Raw genomic sequence first — 16,862 nt, forward strand, 5'->3', positions numbered from 1 at the left:
TAAAAAGCTGAACCCAGAAGCCGGTTCAGGATTCTGCATTACTCCTGGGTGTTAAGTTTCTTTACATTGTCCATCTGCATTTGCAATAGTGGCAAGACATTGTTTCCATCCTTATCGGTGATAATTTTATTTCCAAGACGAGGTATTACTTCCTGCAATGTTTCGAGATAAATACGTTCACGCGTTACCTCAGGAGCTCTGACATATTCAGAATAAAGTTCATTGAAACGAGCTACCTGTCCTTTTGCGTTATTGACACGTTCAACAGCATATCCCTCAGCCTTTTGAATGGTCTCTTCAGCCTGACCTTTAGCCTTGGGAATCACCTTATTGTATTCCGATTTAGCCTGATTTATTAAGGTCTCTTTTTCCTGCTGAGCTTCGTTTACTGCATTAAAGGCAGCTTTGACGGGATCAGGCGGATTCACATCCTGAAGCACCACCTGATCAATCTTAACCCCAAGTTCATAGTTGTTGGAAAGTTCCTGAATCAATACCTGAACGCTGGAAGCAATTTCAGCGCGGCCAACGGTCAATACTTCATTCACTGTGCGATCGCCCACCACCTGACGGACAGCTCCTTCTGAAACATCACGCAGGGTGGATTCGGGGTTTCTAACCTTAAACAGAAATTTGTAAGGATCATTAATACGGTACTGAACCACCCACTCCACATCTGCCAGGTTAAGGTCTCCGGTAAGCATCAGAGACTCATCTCTGGTACCGCTCTTGGTATATTCCGACCGTACATTAGAAGAGGTTGTTCTGAATCCAAACTCCAGTTTTTGTTGCCTTTCCACCGGTACTTTATACACAGTCTCTATGAAAGGAATTTTAAAATTCAAACCCGGCATCACGGTTTTGGTATATTTCCCAAAACGCACAATAACCCCGGCCTCTTCGGGGCCTACCTGAAAAAAACCGCTCCAGGCCACAACCACGATAACGATTGCCGCAACAACCGACTTTATATTCTTAAGCACTTTTTTCAAAACAGGAGGTATCTCCTGATTTGAGAATTCGAATTCACTCATAATTAAATTTACATTTCTCCCGCGTAATCGGGAATTACTTGATTGGAATATTTGTTTGTTACAGAATTAATGATTTTCAGACATAACCCTCAGGAAATTTCTTACAGCATCCACTGTTTCCAACTTGTAAGATGCATTGGTATGCTTGATACCTACTTTAATGGTAACAGCTTCAGGTGGCAACTCTTTGAAAAGGTACTCATCTGTCCAGTCATCACCCATAGCGAGGATATAGTCAAACTGCTTGTTTAACAAATAGCGATTGGCAGCCACTCCTTTATTAATGCCACCGGTCTTCACCTCCACCACTTTGTTTCCTTCCATAATTTCCAGGTTGTGGTTGGCAACCATAGTTGTCAACTCATCCTTCAGTTCTTTGGCACGCAACTCGCCCAATTCGGCTTCGGCCTTTTCGTAATGCCACACCAGAGAATAATTTTTCTCTTCCAGGTAAGTTCCGGGAGTACGAACGACAAAACTATCAAGGATAGGACGTACCATCGGCATCCATGAATTGGTGGCATTGGTCAGCATTTGCCAGTCACTGCCTCTTTCACGCATCCAAACCCCATGCTCACTGATCAGGCTCACATCAGATCCGTCAAACCATTTGCTGAGGGTTTCCTTATCCCGTCCGCTAATGAGTACCACTTCGTTTCGCTCATCACTGGTAAGTGCATTCAGAATTTCATGTAACGGATAATCCGGCGCTGCACTGGGTTCTGCCTCTCGCGTTACTTTCTTAAAATGTGTCAGGGTGCCGTCATAATCAAGGAAAATAGCTCTTGACTTGGCTTTGGAAAAGTCATCCAGCAATTTCTTACTGAGTTTGGTAGTAATCTTCTTCGCCAGAAAATCTGTCTGAATCTGTGCAATCCGCTTCAGCGAAGAGACAAATTGTTCTGCCCACTTGAAAACATCATATCGCTTCAAACGCTTCTGAATAACTGACATGCGGGCTCGTTGCTCATCGATGGGCATTTCCAGTGCCTGTTTGATCGCATCAGCAACCTGGCTTTCATGGTTGGGGTTAATGACAATGGCTTCTCCCATCTCTTTTACCACACCGGTCATCTCACTGATAATCATCACACCGGTCTGATTGGTTCGTGAAGCTACATACTCTTTAGCCACAAGATTCATCCCGTCACGCACCGGGGTTAGCAGGGCTACATCGCTCATGCTGTATAGTTCCACCAGATTTTCAAAAGGCATGGATCGATAAAAATACCAAACCGGTGCATAGTTTACCGTTCCGTAAAGTCCGTTGATGCGCCCAACAAGTTCGTCCACTTCCCGTTTTAATCGCTGATATTGCGGAACACTGTTGCGCGAAGGCACAGCCAGCATAACCAAAGTCACTTTAGTGCGGTATTCGGGAAACTTCTCCAGAAATTTCTCAAAAGCTCTTAAACGGTTTGGTATCCCTTTGGAATAATCAAGCCGATCGATAGACAGAATTAACTTCCTGTCGGGAGATACCAAAAAATACTTTTCCAGTTCCTTATGCAGAGTAGATTTCTCCTGCATGGGTCTGGAAATTGTTTTGATCGCCGAATCATGAAACTTGTCATAGTCAATCCCCATGGGAAAAGCATCGGCAAGAATAATCCTTTCATTAATATGTATCTGATTGAAAGAGATTTCATAACCAAACAGACGACGGACACTACTTAAAAAGTGACGTTCATAGTCGTAGGTGTGAAATCCGATCAGGTCAGCCCCCAAAAGCCCTTCAAGCAACTCATTACGCCATGGTAAGATGCGGAACACCTCATACGATGGAAAAGGAATGTGCAAAAAGAATCCGATGGTAATATCAGGACGTTTGGCCTTTAGCATTCCCGGCACCAGCATAAGCTGATAGTCGTGTACCCACACAAAATCTCCATCTTCCACCACTTCAAGTGTCTTATCGGCAAACTTTTGGTTCACTTCTACGTATGATTCCCAGAACTCGGGAGAATAATCAACATATTGATTGAAGTAATGAAAAAGAGGCCAGATAGTTCTGTTACAAAAACCTTCGTAAAAGGTATGCACTTCATCGGCGGTGAGTGGAACAGTATCACACCCTTCCTTATCGAGCAACCCTTCAATTTCCTTAAACTGATCTACCGTGTAACTGTCAGTTGCGATCCCTGGCCACCCTATCCACCGGCCCTCAAAATCCTTATAAACTGATTTCATTCCGGTAGCCAAACCACCCACGCTGGGTTTTAACAAAAATTTATCTTCTTCCGAAACTATACTGAATGGCAATCGATTAGAAACTATGTGAAGTTTTTTCATGGGTTTATGCTTTTTATTTTCCTTTAAAGTATAATGTTTTTTCTTTATTTTACAAACTTTGCATCGTCAAAACAAACAAAAAACTGAAAAGATTGAACACACTAACAAACATGAACAACCTGAACTATGGTGTCGTTGGTAACGGTAAAAGTGCAGCATTGATATCAGATAAAGGATCGGTGGACTGGCTTTGTTTACCAAAATTTGATTCTCCATCCATTTTTGCTGCTTTACTGGACAAAGAAAGAGGGGGTCAATTCTCTATTGTATCCGTTACCGGAGCTGACATTACTCAAAGATATGAATTTCATTCCAATATTTTAATCACCCGCTTCGAATGTGCTGATGGTATTTTTGAGATTCATGATTTCATGCCCAGGTACAAAACAGACAACAAGGGCTATTACCTGCCTCCGGATCTGATCAGATATATTAAATTAATCGAAGGCAAACCGAAAATTAAAGTTCATTTCGATCCCCGATTGGAATATGGTAAGTACGATACTCACATCACCTTTAACGGCAAATATGTGAAAGCATATACTGCCAAAGGAAGTTACGATTCGTTGTATCTTTACACCAGTATGGACAAACTCTCAGTGGTTGGCCAGTTACCAATCACCATCGATAAAGATCAGTTTATCCTTATCAGCTACAACCAGAAACTTTTGGCTCAGGATCTCAACAGAGCTTACCTGAAACTCCAGAGAACTAAGGTTTATTGGCTCGACTGGGCAGAACGCACCACAAGGTTTAAAGACTACAATGATGAAATCATGCGTAGCGCCCTGCTTCTGAAACTCCTGAGTTATCATAAATCCGGAGCCATTTTGGCAGCAGTTACCACATCACTACCCGAAACCATCGGAGAAGTCCGCAACTGGGACTACCGTTTTTGCTGGATCAGAGATGCATCCATGGTGATTAAGGTCATGACCATGCTGGGCCATTTCAATGTTGCACATAAATATCTGAATTTCATTATCGACATGCTCCCCGACAAGGATGAGAAAATTCAGATAATGTATGGTATCAACGGAGAGAAAAAACTTACCGAAACAGAGCTTCCCCACCTGTCTGGATACGAAAACAGTAAACCGGTTCGTATAGGGAATGCTGCATACAAACAAAAACAAAATGACATTTATGGTATTCTGGTAGATGTAATTTATCAGTTATTTCACCTCTTCACTACTTCGCTGGAATACAGCGAAGAGCTGTGGACCATCATCCGAAACATTGTAAAAGTGGTGGAAAAAAACTGGCAAAAGCCCGATAAGGGGATCTGGGAAATCAGGAATAGCAATAAACACTTTACATTCAGCAAGGTACTTTGCTGGGTCGCTGCCGACAGGGGAATTAAAATTGCAGAATTGCTGCATCAGAAAGAATACATCGAGACGTGGGGCAAATTGAGAGATAAAATCAGAAATGATATTTATAAAAATGCCTGGTCAGAAAACAAGCAGGCTTTTACGCAGGCTTATGGTACCGAAGACCTGGATGCCTCTATATTATTGATGGAAGCCTACGGATTCATTGAGGGAAAAGATCCCAAATTCAAAAGTACTGTTAAAGCCATTCAAAAAGAGTTGGAACACAAAGGACTGATGTACCGTTACAAAAATAAAGATGATTTCGGACAGCCCTCCTCTGCTTTTACCATTTGCTCTTTCTGGCTGGTAAGAAGCCTCTATATGATTGGAGAAAAGGATGAAGCCAAAAGAAAATTCGATGAACTGCTGAAATACTCCAATCATCTGGGACTTTTCAGTGAAGACCTGGATTTCGAAACCAAAAGAATGCTCGGGAACTTCCCGCAAGCATACTCCCACCTGGCATTGATTGATACAGCTATGCTGCTGGCCGGTGGAGAAATATCCAGTGAGGAGAAGATTTTGGGGAATATTGGGTAAGGAAACACCTGATTTTTCTGATTAATATAGAACAAACAGGGGCTGTCCAATACGTTTGGGCAGCCCCTGCTGTTTGATATACGTAAAATTCGATCCTCCCAAAAGAGTTACAGTACATCCTGTAAACTCAAAAGAGTGTTCAAAACCGGTTTACCCAAGATTCCAATTCATTAACATTACCTTTCCGCAAAGATGATCTGATCAATCAAAAAACGGTTAACAGCCCCGTTCATATTCTCATTGAATGATTCATACCCTATTTCGAGTTGGTTTTTACCTTCCCGAAGTTCTACCTCAATGGTATTTGTTGTTCCCCAGTTGGCCCACTCATCGCTTCCCCGCTGCGGGAAAACTAAAGAAGACGCAAATTCACCATTTACAAACAAGGTTCGGATCCCACATTTGTTATCGGTATTAACAGGACCACTACCATTGGCATAGCGGAATGACAGAAACCATTTTCCTGATTCAGGTGTTGAGGCAGAAAACTTCAACGGGTCATTTTGTTCCTTAGAAAACTTCACATACCCGTCTTCCTGAAAACCCGGAACTTAATTTTGATAAATCAAATTAAAATCCTCTGCTTTCAGAATTAGAGTTCCAAAAAAATTTGGGCCGTCCCTGGACAGTTTTTTATCGTGACGGATGTTTTTCTGAAGCTCCCGGGTATTTTCTTATGCTCTACAAGAATTTTAGCGTTACCCAGGGGATACTTCAGGACTTCAGGGTAATTTATGAATTCGTAAGAGTAATGAATAATAAGTAAAAAAAACATCTAAAAAAGAAAGTTCTTTTTTCTCAATTCTTTTTGAAAAAATTTTGATGACCTAAAAATGTGTTTTAACCATTTTAATATTCAAACCATGAGTTTGGGCAACTTTTTGCTTTTCGATTATTCAAAGCAGCTCAAAACAATCCAAACCAATCTCTTCAACAATGTAAAAAATGCTCAAATCAAAAGTTCTTGGCAATGGAATGATGAAAAAATCCTATCCCTATTCTATGCAAAACCTCAATGAAGCTCCACGAGAACAAATTTGAATTGTAATATGGTCTTTGCAGACCTGAGTTGTCATTTTAACAAAAAAATTGAGGTTCTGTAGAAATGTAATGCGCGTTTTGACGAACAATGAAATTCCCATTGTCGTGCAGGCGCTTTATTACAATCCCCCAAAAACTCCGGATGGTGGGGACGTGTTGAAGAAAAGAAATTAATAAGCAAGTTTCCCAAAAGCATCCCCATGTTTTTACCAAACATATACAAAAAAACACGCACCCCCTCTTTTCTCATTAATAAATGAGAATACATTCTACTTCGCATCGAAATACTCAATAAGCTGATAAACTTGATTATTCAGCTCCTTCATTTCTTTCATCATGGGGTCCCAAATTTCATAATAATTATTTACGATCCCTTTATTAGCGTCAACATTTGAAGGATCAACACCTTTTGCGGTTGGATCGTTGTCCTGATATTTGAAATAATGCCAACCAACACAATTTTTTGACTCCAACAGGGCTAAGTTATAGTTCTGATAAAAAAGACCACGATCCTTTTGAGTTTTTACAATCCAACCGGCACCACTTTGATTGGGCATTCCAGAGTCTTCTCCTTTTGTGTAATATTCTGTAACAATAAAGGGCCTTCCACTCCATTTGGTCCAATTAGCCATATCTGCACTATCGGGAGTCCAATGATTGTAGTAATTATTAGAAACAATATCGAGATAACGGCCTGCCGTTTTCATAAATATCGGGTAGTTTTTTTCTTTACTGTAAAACCTTGCTCCGATATACATGTGGTTTGGATCATATTTTTTTATCGCATTTGAAACAATTGAGAAGTACTTATCAGCCACAAGCGCCATAAACTCTTCACGATGTTTAGCGGTAATCTGGCCTGATGAGATCCCCTTCTCATTTAACCATTCTTTGGCTGCCAGATAACCTGGCTCGCTTGTAGGTAATGCCAAATAATTATCAATAGATTCAAATTTAAAAGGCATTTCATTATCTGAAAAATGCCCGAACAAATTAGGATCATCTTTGTATTTCACAAGCTGCTTTGCACGTTCGTCAACATAAGCTTTAAAACCGGGATCAAATACAAAAATTGCCTCATTGGGATAGCCTGTATGCCCAGCTAATTGGCGGGCTTTACCGTGGGACCATGCGTAACTACTCATGAAATTCCAGTTAATACAATAAGCAAAAGGTTTCTCCAGACTTTTATTGGCCTCAATGATGGCATCAGTATCTGACCATGAACCAGCACAATTAAAACCATTGTCCTGAAGCATTATAATGGTTTCTTTCATCCAGTTTTCCTTTGAGTTAAATCTTTCCAACAAAGCCTTTTTATTTCTTTCCGATTTTCCGGTTCTCAGGCTATTCAAAGCAATATTTATGTAATAATAACCATCTGGATCAATACACCACCATCTGTCTCCAATTTTTTTAACATGGAAAAAACCGGTGGCGGTTGTCTTTAAGTATTTGTTTCCGCCATAACGGCTCTTTTCAACTGGTTTTGCTGACCTTTCAAATCCTTTCAGCAAATCAACTGTTCGCGTTTTAAAAGGCTGATATTCCGTGTATGTTCTGGTTTCATCCTCATGGTAAAGACGAACTTTAGCCTCAACTACAATGGATTCCTGTTTTCTTTCAGAATTAGCTTCATTTCTTTTTATGCTGCATGCATTGATTAAAGAAAACAGAAAAAGAATTATTAGTGTCTTGTTCATTTTTAATATTTTAACAAATTCAAAAACCATAATTATTCGTAGCGAAAATTTAAATACGATTGCTTACTTCATTTAGCTCAGTTCCAAGGATTATTATATTAGCACAAAAAGTAAGTTGTTTTTCAGCCCTATAAAATCAATTTTTTGGTATTTCTTCAACCTTTCATTGTTTTTGGTAAACACGAACATAATCAATCATATAATCATGGGGAAACAAGGAATTATCTATTCCCTTTTTTCCACCAAGTCCTCCACCAATCGCAAGATTGAGGATCAAATGAAAAGGTTGATCAAATGGCCAGGCTCCATGCCCTTTACCATTATTGCGGAATGTAAAGTAGTGTTTCCCATCCACAAAACTTCTAATCACTTTCTCAGTCCATTCCATTGAATATACATGAAAATCAGTTGTTGCAGTAGGTAAATAGAATTCTTCTCCTACCTGGGTTTTCTTAATGTGGTTGTAAAAACCGGTGTGCACAGTTGAAGATACAGTATCAGGTTCGAACCCTACATGCTCCATTATGTCAATTTCTCCACTTTGGGGCCAGTTTCCGTAAGTATTTTCAGTAGGCATCATCCAAATTGCAGGCCATGTTCCCCTTCCCTTTGGCACTTTTGCCCTTACAACAACTTTGCAATACTTCCAATCTCCTTTTCCTTTTGTGGTTAAACGGGCAGAACTATAATCTTTTCCAGATAAAGGCTCCTTTATAGCTGTAATTGTCAAAATTCCATCTTTAATGTATGCATTGTCAGGATCGGCTACAGTATACCATTGCTTTTCATTATTTCCCCACCCCCAGGAATTTCCTCTTGTGGCATAATTCCACTTTGTGGTATCCGGCAGCCCGTCTTGGTCAAATTCATCACTCCAAACCAATTCCCAGGCATCTTTATTTATATCCGGGTTTTCAACCTTTTTCTCCTTTTTTGTTATTGCACATGAAGTAATGCCAACCCATAATAATGTACAGATAAAAAATCCTTTCATAATATTCAGTTTTTTTGTTTGAGAGACAGCACATTCCACCTCTTTGTTTATATTTACTATACGCCTAATTTTTCCTGTATAAATACACCGGTGTTAAAAAAAGCTTATTTCTATTTTGGTCTGACTTCCGGTCTTGACTAAGGCTCTTTATTCAATCAAAAAAATCTCACCATTTAAACCGCTCAGGCTATTACCCCCTACCATTAATGAAAAAGTACCGGGCTCAACCAAGTAGTCTCCCTCACTATCCCAAAACCCTAAAGAGGAAGCAGAGATAGAAAAAACAACCTCTTTCTTTTTGCCTGCTTCAATAAAAACACGCTGAAATCCTTTTAACTCTTTCACCGGACGAACAATAGATGCTGATTTATCCGAAATATAAAACTGTACAATCTCAGTTGCGTCAAGAGAACCGGTATTAGATACATTGACTTTTACCTTTATCGAGTCAGGCTTCTGGAACTCCTTAGCAGAAAGTCTAAGATTTTTGTATTCAAAAGTTGTGTAGGATAATCCGTGTCCAAAATGAAATAAGGGGTCAAAACCGGCATCTAAATAATAGGATCTATTTCCCAACGAAGACTGTCTTGCTTCTAATGGAATATCATCTAGCAAAACCTCTGTACCTCTGGCTGGCCGTCCCGTTGAATTGTGATTGTAATACACTGGTACTTGCCCCACCATCCTTGGAAATGTAACAGGTAATTTTCCTGAGGGAATAGATCTTCCAAATAAAATATCAGCAATTGCAGGGCCTCCCATTGTACCGGGATGCCAGGCATAGAGAACTGCATCTGACATCTCAACCTCATTTTCAATAGTTAAAGGGCGACCTGCCATTACTACCGTTATTAATGGAATATCAATTTTCGAAAGTTCTTTGATTAAATTGCTTTGGACCCCCTGCAAATCAATATTTGCAAGTGAATGAGCCTCGCCAGAAAGAATAGCCTCTTCTCCTACAAAAGCAATAACAGCATCTGCTCTTTTTGCTGCATTCAATGCCTTTCCAAAACTACCTTTATCCTTATCTCTGCTATACTTAATCGTTGGTTCAAATATTATTTCAACCTTATCCCCATAAGTTTTTTGAAGCGCTTCAATGGGGGTAATAACCTGTTCTTTTTCACCGTCAAAAACCCAGGTTCCCATCTGATCATGGGGAGCATCAGCCAAAGATCCGACAACAGCAATCGTTTTGAGTTCCTCAGAAAAAGGCAATATTCTCTCATCGTTTTTCAACAAAACAATGGATTGTACCGCCGCCTCTTTAGCAAATACCTTCTCGGGAGGCTTCTACTGCAGCAATCCTGGCTCCACCCTCTACAATCGACGGATTAAAAGATGCCGCCTGCCCCAACGGAATCGGAAAGATGGTTTTATACCCATGAATAACATCTCTGGCAATTAACAAAGGAATGCCCAAACGACTCTCTTCCATTGCAATTTTCTGAACTTCATTAACCAACTCAGGTTCTTCAATATTCAGGATGGATCCGATATCTCCTTTCCGAACAGCTTCAAAAAGCGCTTCATTAACTCTTCTTCCGTCAAGCTGATTCATTTGACCTATTTTCTCTTTTAAGGTCATTTGTGAAAGCAACGCATCCACTTTGTGATTTATCTCATCATCAGCTCCTGAATCACTGCATGAACTGAGCATTATCGCCGAAAGCACCAACAAACAAAACACTATTTTCATCCTCATAAAATTTTATATTTAACCGGCACTAAAATATCATTAAGACTAAAAAACGAATAAAGCCACTTTCCTCTCGCACAACATATTTAATTGTAGTTTTTTTGCTTTAAAAACATAATGCCTGAAACATCAATATAATTTTGAATTTTTTTAACCTTATTCGAGCACGTCGGCATAGTCTAACTCCCATTTTAATCCCGGAGATTCTTACCACACCCTTTCCTCTGAGAAGAAATTAGAATGATTTGACAATACGCATTTATACATTTTACCCTGTTGAACAATTTTCTTTTAAGCAATTTATAGATCTTATCATCATAATTTCCCTTGTTTCCATCAAGCCTCAAGAATTTCAATTTAGCACCTATTCAAATTGTTTTTTCTTCCATTCATAGTAATCCTTTAGAATAAAAAACGCCTTTTTTTTATTTCCGGTTGGGGAGATCAGTCCTTTTCTGTTCCATCCATCTTGTATATCGGGCAAAACCCTTCGAGGAGAGCGAAAATCTGCAAGAATCCATGGGGTAATTCCTCTTAGCTGCGTTATGTTTTCAAGCATTTTCAGAGTTTCTCTATAAAGCTCTTCCTGATATTCTTCAGTCCAAAGTTCCTCAGCAGAACCATGATTTCCTTGTAATGCTCCGGCACCAAACTCTGAAATAATTACCGGTTTCTGATATTCAATTTCGAATGCAGCAGTTTTTATTTTTTCATTTCTACCATCGTACCAACCGATATATTCATTGAAGGCAATAATATCTACATATTCCTGTAATGGATCTTCAACAACCTGAACATTGTCAGTTCCCGGCTTTGTGTGGCGTTCTAAGGCGGCACTAACCAAACGAACAGGATCCATCTGATGAGCTTCGGCAATTAATCTCCTAAGAAATTTTGTCCGATATTCCGAAACCGGAGTCTCGTTGGCTACTGACCAGACAATAACTGAAGCACGGTTCTTATCCCGACCAATCATGTCCACCAATTGAGCATGAGCATTGTTATAGGTATTTTCATTGTGCCATTGAATAGTCCAATAAACCGGAACCTCTGACCAAACCATTAAACCCAATTCATCGGCAACCCGAATCATCGGCTCATTATGGGGATAGTGAGCCAACCGCACAAAATTACACCCCAATTCCTTAGCCCATCCCAACAAAATACGGGCGTCCTCCTTTGAATAAGCACGTCCACCCCGCATTCCGTTCTCTTCATGAATACTTATTCCCCTAAGAAAAACAGGCTTTCCATTTAACAGAATATCGGTATCTTCCACTTCAATAGTTCGAAACCCAATCTGGTCGTTTATTCTGGTGTTTTCAAATCGCAATTGAATATCATACAGAAATGGGATTTCAGGCGACCAGAGTTTTAGTCTGTCAGCACGAATTTCCATCCTCCCTATGCCATCTGAATTTGTTATTAAAGAAGCTTCTATATCTGCTTTTGGAATGGACAAAACAACTCTCCTCTGGTCTGCATTGGACCCATTTAATTTAACTAAAAACTCTAACATATCATCAGAACCTTTTTTCAACTGGAGATAGTAATCCTGTATGAAAGTTTCTTCTACTTCTACTATTCGAATATCACGTGTTATTCCTCCATAATTCCACCAGTCAGTGTTTACGGTAGGAACTTTTTCTATTCCTCTGGAATTATCAACTTTCACAATAAGAAAGTTCTTACCGGCTCTAAGCTTCTGCGTAATTTCAAAATTAAATGGAGTGAAACCACCAATATGTTTCCCAAGTTTTTCTCCATTTAGATAAACATCAGCTTCATAATTAACTGCTCCAAAGTGAACAAATTGCCTTGAATTTTTATCTTTCGGGTTATAATCGAAAGATTTATAATACCAAACAGTTCCCTCATAATAAAAGAGCTTTTCCTTTTGGGAATTCCAATCTCCGGGAACCAAAATATTATCAGCTTTTGTAAAATCATATTCAACTCTTTCGGAAGGTCCTTCCTGCCTATAACCCAGAAAAAAAGCTTCTGATTTATCTGGATTATCCTTTGTGTCACGCGCAACCCGTCTGTAATCATAATAGCCAACCTCATAAGGATCTACAAGATATTTCCAGACACCGTTTAATGTGGTTGTATTACGGTTATCCACGTTGATTATTTGGGTTGACTGCGCAAATACTACTGTATTAAAAAAGACACTCATCAACGTTGTAAAAATCCAAAATCTTTTTTTACTATTCATGTTCTCCTGTATTTTATGACAGATCAAAAAAATATTACATAAATTAATCTGGTTAGATCATTTAAATATCAATAATCCTCCGTTAATAATGTCATCATGACTTAAGCGTACTCCATCTACCTTTTTGTCATTTAAAAACATTCTAGAACGTCCCGTTATTGAATTGTTTACTATTCGAAACAGCGTCCCATTTCCAGGATTAATTATTACTTCATCAAATAATGGCTTAAATGCATCATAATATGGCTCACCTACAACCAAAGGGTAAAGTCCAATTGAAGCCCACACAAACCAGGCTGACATTGTTCCGTCATCATCATCCATTTCCGGAATAAATGCTCGAGGTGCTGCCTTATACGCCATTCCTGTATATGGATTTTTAAAATGGTCATGCGTTCCATATCTATGATTCATAGAATCTTTCAAGATCGAGGCCACCCATTTATTGGTTAAATCAGGCCTGTTTAATCTTCCAAAAATAAACGGAGCATGAATATCCGGCTCATTTCCCTGATTATACAACTCATTTTCAAAGAAATATTTAAGTTGGGCAACTAAATTTTCGGTTCCCCCAACCATTAGAGCAAGACCATTAATATCATAAGGAACAGACCATCGGTACTGCCACAAAGTTCCCTCATATAAACCCTCACCATGCATGACATCAAAGGTTTCCTCTTTGATATCCTTAAATTTCTTCTTCCAGACATTTTTCCATATTTGAGATGCTTTTTGGAAATATCTTTCTGCATCTGAATCCTTACCCAGTTCTTTAGCGATATGTCCCATTCCCCATAGATCATAAGCAGTTTCAAGATGATTATCAGGAGACCTCATCGGTAATCCTTCAGCTTCCTCTTCCATTTTTTCATAAATCTTTTCCAGTGAGATCCCCTCTATTCCCTTTTTAAAAGCATCTAATAAAACAAGAATGGAATGTTCGGTTCGTACCGATGGTGATGATTCGAAATTTGAAGACCATTCTGGTTTTCCACTTTGATATAATGCAACCAATGATTTACATATATCACTGTAAGCAAAAGGGTCTATTAATGAAAGCAATGGGAAGCGGGTTCTATAAGTATCCCACAAAGACCAGGAACTGTAATAAACAAAGTTATCTGCCTTATTTATTTCTCCTTGAGAATCTAAATAAAGATTGTCATGAGAAGTAGCATTTACCGGATTAAGAAAACAACGATATAAAGAGGTGTAAAACATCACTTTTTCTAAATAAGTCCCCCCCTTTAAAGTTATTTTGTTTAATTTTTTCTCCCAACGTTTGTAAGCAGTATTACGTATATCATCAAAAGAAAGATGACTCTGTTTTTTAAGTTCCTTTAAAGCAGTCTGCCTGCCAATTGGGGAAAGTGCTATTCGAAATTCAACAAATGACTTGTTGCCTCTTTTAAAATGAAAACCGATCTTATTTTCTGCAACCTTTACTGTATAGGGCTCATTTATAGCCACCGCATAGGATTGAATATACCGTCCCTTATTACAAACATTTCTGGCAGAGTAAGTGCCAACCAGAGTATCTTCATTAAGGAACTCAAAAGAACTTGTTAAAAGATCTTCAAAGCTGGAAGAAACATCCAATTCAATAGTCAGTGATTCATTTCTGCCAAAAAAAAAACGTTGAACAGACATATTATTGGTAGCACTCAATTGCACACCGATCCCATTGGAAAGATCAACCCCATAATATCCGGGGACAGCTCTCTCTGTCCCTTTGTGCAAAAAGATATATTCCTCTCCATCGATTGAAGGACGTAAACTCAGATTACCCCCTGCCCCGCCACATCCTGCTCCTGATACTCTGTTAATACTAAACCCATGAAGAATTGCCCTTTCATAATTGTATCCCACATGACTTTTAGGATCTGTATCAGGCCCAGCCTTCACCATTCCAAAAGGTACACATGCCGCTGGATGGTTCTGTCCAAAATCATCTGCAGTACCAACAAATAAATTCACATAATCAATATTTTCCTGAGCATAAATTATATGCATGCAAAAAAACAAACCAAACGAAACAAAAAATTTCATAGAAAACTAAACTTAAAGTAACCAGCCTATGCTTAAGCATTTGACTTGCAACCAGGAGTGCAAATAATCGCTTCATTGATAAAAGCCGAATACTCAAAACACCATCATATTTTTTTAACATAACAAAGAGGAAAGAGAAATTTATACCCCCTCTTTTTTCAAAATGTATCTGCAAACCTTATTTGCAATAGATGCAATAACATAACTCAAAAAAACAAAAGCGAAAAGCATGATTATTTTTGTTGGTGCACACCGATGTCTATCCTGGAGTCTTCCGGAAGTTGATTTCCAAAAAAGTCAGTATCTGGAATTCCTGGTAGCTGAAGATTCATCCCTGCGTCTTGCACTGGAGAGTTCTCGTCCACCCTGTATCCTTCGGGACCTGTTCCAGGTTTCAAAAAAAGTGGATTTTTAAAGATTCCCTGTTTATCTTCAGGCCAATCAATTGTAGAATTACCAAAATATAAATTATTACAAAAATGATTTTTCTTGCTTTCACCCAGAGCCAAACTATGCCTATCCCCTTCGAGAAAGGATATATTATTAAAGAAATAAGTATTTGTTGCATACCCACCCCAATCTTTATGATAAACCATTTTTACGTCCGACTGCTCAGGGCTCAAATAAAATACATTATTATAAATAAAAGTATGGTTGGCCAATCCAGCAATTTTCAAAGCAAAATAACAACCATCATCTTGGTTAGCCAGACCTTCCCTCTCAAAGATATTGTACCGTATAATTGTAGTATCATTAAATCCACCATAATAAGAAGGCCCACCAGTAACTAACATTCCAAAATCATTGTCGTGCAAATAATTATACTGAATAATGGTGTTTTTTGACATATAATCACTATCAATGCCACCAGCATCCTCATCATTTTTGTTCTTCTTTGTAAAGGATGCCTCATTGTACTGCCATAAGGCACTATCTGTATTAAAGCTAAAAGCAGCATTCCCTGAGGCCTTCAATCCATTCTGAAAAAAGACATTGTGTTCAATAAGAGGTTTTCTGGCCACACGTACAATCAACGCATTTGCTCCGGCTCTCTCAAACACATTCTTACGCACCACATAATTCACAGAAGGCGTCCAATTTTCAATTGAATCCAAACTCCTTTTCGACCACGAGCTTCTGTTGGAGAGTCCTGTACGATCGACATCATGAATGTAACAATCTTCAACCAACAAATCATCAAAATAAGTAGGCACTTTATCTCCGGCAATCTCAATAAAAATACCCCCATTATTTTTCGTTTCTTCCTCCTTTTGATTTATTGCTCCGTTGACTCCGTGTACTTCCAGGTTTAGAAAATTTACTTCATCTATCCTGCCAATATCGGTTGCCAGATAATAGATCCCCATTCTCCTGCTATTATTAGAAATGTATTGATCCGGGTTTTCTACATTGAACCAAACAAAAATATTCTCCTCTTCCCATTTGGATAATAACTTACCATCCTCATCTGATCGGTCATAATTAGTAATCTCAAGATCCCTTAAAGTAATGTATTCGCAATTCTCAAGAAAAACAGTTGCTATAACGCCGTTTCCATTAATTCGCGGTCGGGCTCCCTTTCCATAAGCACCAATTACGATAGGTTCCCTTTCAGTACCGGAGCTCGTGAAATAAATATCTCCCTCCCATTCCTGATCTCTTTTAAACAGAAGGTTAGTTCCTGGAGTAAAGTGATACTCATTAATATTTCTCAATGTTTTCCATGGAGAACTTTCAGACATTCCGTCATTCGAATCATCTCCCATTTCTGCATCAATGTAAAAAATCTCTCGCTCATCCACCCTCGAAGAAAAACCACAAGAAAACAGAAACATCCCTTGAAACAAGAAAGAAATCAAAATGAAAAATGATATATTTTTTCGACTATACATAAGACTAATTCCTAGAAGTCA

Annotated in this window: 11 protein-coding genes; 1 reads left to right on the plus strand and 10 read right to left on the minus strand. The window is 38.9% G+C overall.

From position 1 onward, the window contains the following. Positions 1-38 precede the first annotated feature (38 nt). Both hflK and W7W_RS0110980 read right to left on the minus strand, forming a co-directional pair. On the minus strand, positions 39-1,034 hold the full coding sequence (hflK, locus tag W7W_RS0110975; RefSeq protein ID WP_010663809.1) for an FtsH protease activity modulator HflK: 996 nt from the start codon (positions 1,032-1,034) through the stop codon (positions 39-41). Positions 1,035-1,100: 66 nt separating this feature from the next. After that, positions 1,101-3,326: a bifunctional alpha,alpha-trehalose-phosphate synthase (UDP-forming)/trehalose-phosphatase gene (locus W7W_RS0110980; protein WP_010663810.1), complete on the minus strand. Its 2,226-nt coding sequence runs from the start codon at positions 3,324-3,326 to the stop codon at positions 1,101-1,103. 92 nt (positions 3,327-3,418) lie between these two features. Between W7W_RS0110980 and W7W_RS0110985 the strand changes: the two genes are divergently transcribed. After that, positions 3,419-5,242, plus strand: coding sequence for a glycoside hydrolase family 15 protein (locus W7W_RS0110985; protein WP_234408997.1), 1,824 nt, complete (start codon positions 3,419-3,421; stop codon positions 5,240-5,242). Between the two features lie 176 nt (positions 5,243-5,418). Here the strand turns inward: W7W_RS0110985 and W7W_RS0110990 are convergent, their stop codons facing one another. The 8 genes from W7W_RS0110990 to W7W_RS0111035 all read right to left on the minus strand — a co-directional run bounded on the left by W7W_RS0110990 (position 5,419) and on the right by W7W_RS0111035 (position 16,784). Further along, complete coding sequence (locus W7W_RS0110990; RefSeq protein ID WP_025007186.1) at positions 5,419-5,766, minus strand: carbohydrate-binding protein; 348 nt, start codon at positions 5,764-5,766, stop codon at positions 5,419-5,421. A gap of 786 nt (positions 5,767-6,552) precedes the next feature. Continuing rightward, a complete protein-coding gene (locus W7W_RS0111005; RefSeq protein ID WP_148660943.1) occupies positions 6,553-7,800 on the minus strand; it encodes an agarase in 1,248 nt (415 codons plus the stop codon). Between the two features lie 349 nt (positions 7,801-8,149). After that, on the minus strand, positions 8,150-8,980 hold the full coding sequence (locus tag W7W_RS0111010) for a glycoside hydrolase family 16 protein (RefSeq protein WP_010663816.1): 831 nt from the start codon (positions 8,978-8,980) through the stop codon (positions 8,150-8,152). Between the two features lie 147 nt (positions 8,981-9,127). Beyond that, positions 9,128-10,225 (minus strand): glycoside hydrolase family 3 C-terminal domain-containing protein, encoded by a 1,098-nt coding sequence (locus W7W_RS22070; RefSeq protein ID WP_238532133.1) that lies wholly within the window; start codon positions 10,223-10,225, stop codon positions 9,128-9,130. A 25-nt stretch (positions 10,226-10,250) separates the two neighbouring features. After that, positions 10,251-10,682, minus strand: a complete 432-nt coding sequence (locus W7W_RS23870; protein ID WP_051536331.1) for a glycoside hydrolase family 3 N-terminal domain-containing protein — start codon at positions 10,680-10,682, stop codon at positions 10,251-10,253. Positions 10,683-11,046: 364 nt separating this feature from the next. Next, a complete protein-coding gene (locus W7W_RS0111020) occupies positions 11,047-12,900 on the minus strand; it encodes a glycoside hydrolase family 2 protein (RefSeq protein ID WP_010663817.1) in 1,854 nt (617 codons plus the stop codon). 57 nt (positions 12,901-12,957) lie between these two features. After that, positions 12,958-14,949 carry a glycoside hydrolase domain-containing protein gene (locus W7W_RS0111025; protein ID WP_010663818.1) on the minus strand — a complete coding sequence of 664 codons (1,992 nt, stop codon included), beginning with the start codon at positions 14,947-14,949 and terminating at the stop codon, positions 12,958-12,960. Positions 14,950-15,182: 233 nt separating this feature from the next. Then, a complete protein-coding gene (locus W7W_RS0111035; protein ID WP_157202470.1) occupies positions 15,183-16,784 on the minus strand; it encodes a hypothetical protein in 1,602 nt (533 codons plus the stop codon). Positions 16,785-16,862 lie beyond the last annotated feature (78 nt).

Source organism: Marinilabilia salmonicolor JCM 21150 (assembly GCF_000259075.1).
In the GTDB taxonomy this organism is placed as follows: domain Bacteria; phylum Bacteroidota; class Bacteroidia; order Bacteroidales; family Marinilabiliaceae; genus Marinilabilia; species Marinilabilia salmonicolor.

Bases quoted from the DNA above. Each gene is read 5' to 3' on its own strand.
- hflK (WP_010663809.1), bottom strand. From the start codon at position 1,034: ATGAGTGAATTCGAATTCTCAAATCAGGAGATACCTCCTGTTTTGAAA.
- W7W_RS0110980 (WP_010663810.1), bottom strand. From the start codon at position 3,326: ATGAAAAAACTTCACATAGTTTCTAATCGATTGCCATTCAGTATAGTT.
- W7W_RS0111010 (WP_010663816.1), bottom strand. From the start codon at position 8,980: ATGAAAGGATTTTTTATCTGTACATTATTATGGGTTGGCATTACTTCA.
- W7W_RS23870 (WP_051536331.1), bottom strand. From the start codon at position 10,682: ATGAAAATAGTGTTTTGTTTGTTGGTGCTTTCGGCGATAATGCTCAGT.
- W7W_RS0111020 (WP_010663817.1), bottom strand. From the start codon at position 12,900: ATGAATAGTAAAAAAAGATTTTGGATTTTTACAACGTTGATGAGTGTC.
- W7W_RS0111025 (WP_010663818.1), bottom strand. From the start codon at position 14,949: ATGAAATTTTTTGTTTCGTTTGGTTTGTTTTTTTGCATGCATATAATT.
- W7W_RS0111035 (WP_157202470.1), bottom strand. From the start codon at position 16,784: ATGTTTCTGTTTTCTTGTGGTTTTTCTTCGAGGGTGGATGAGCGAGAG.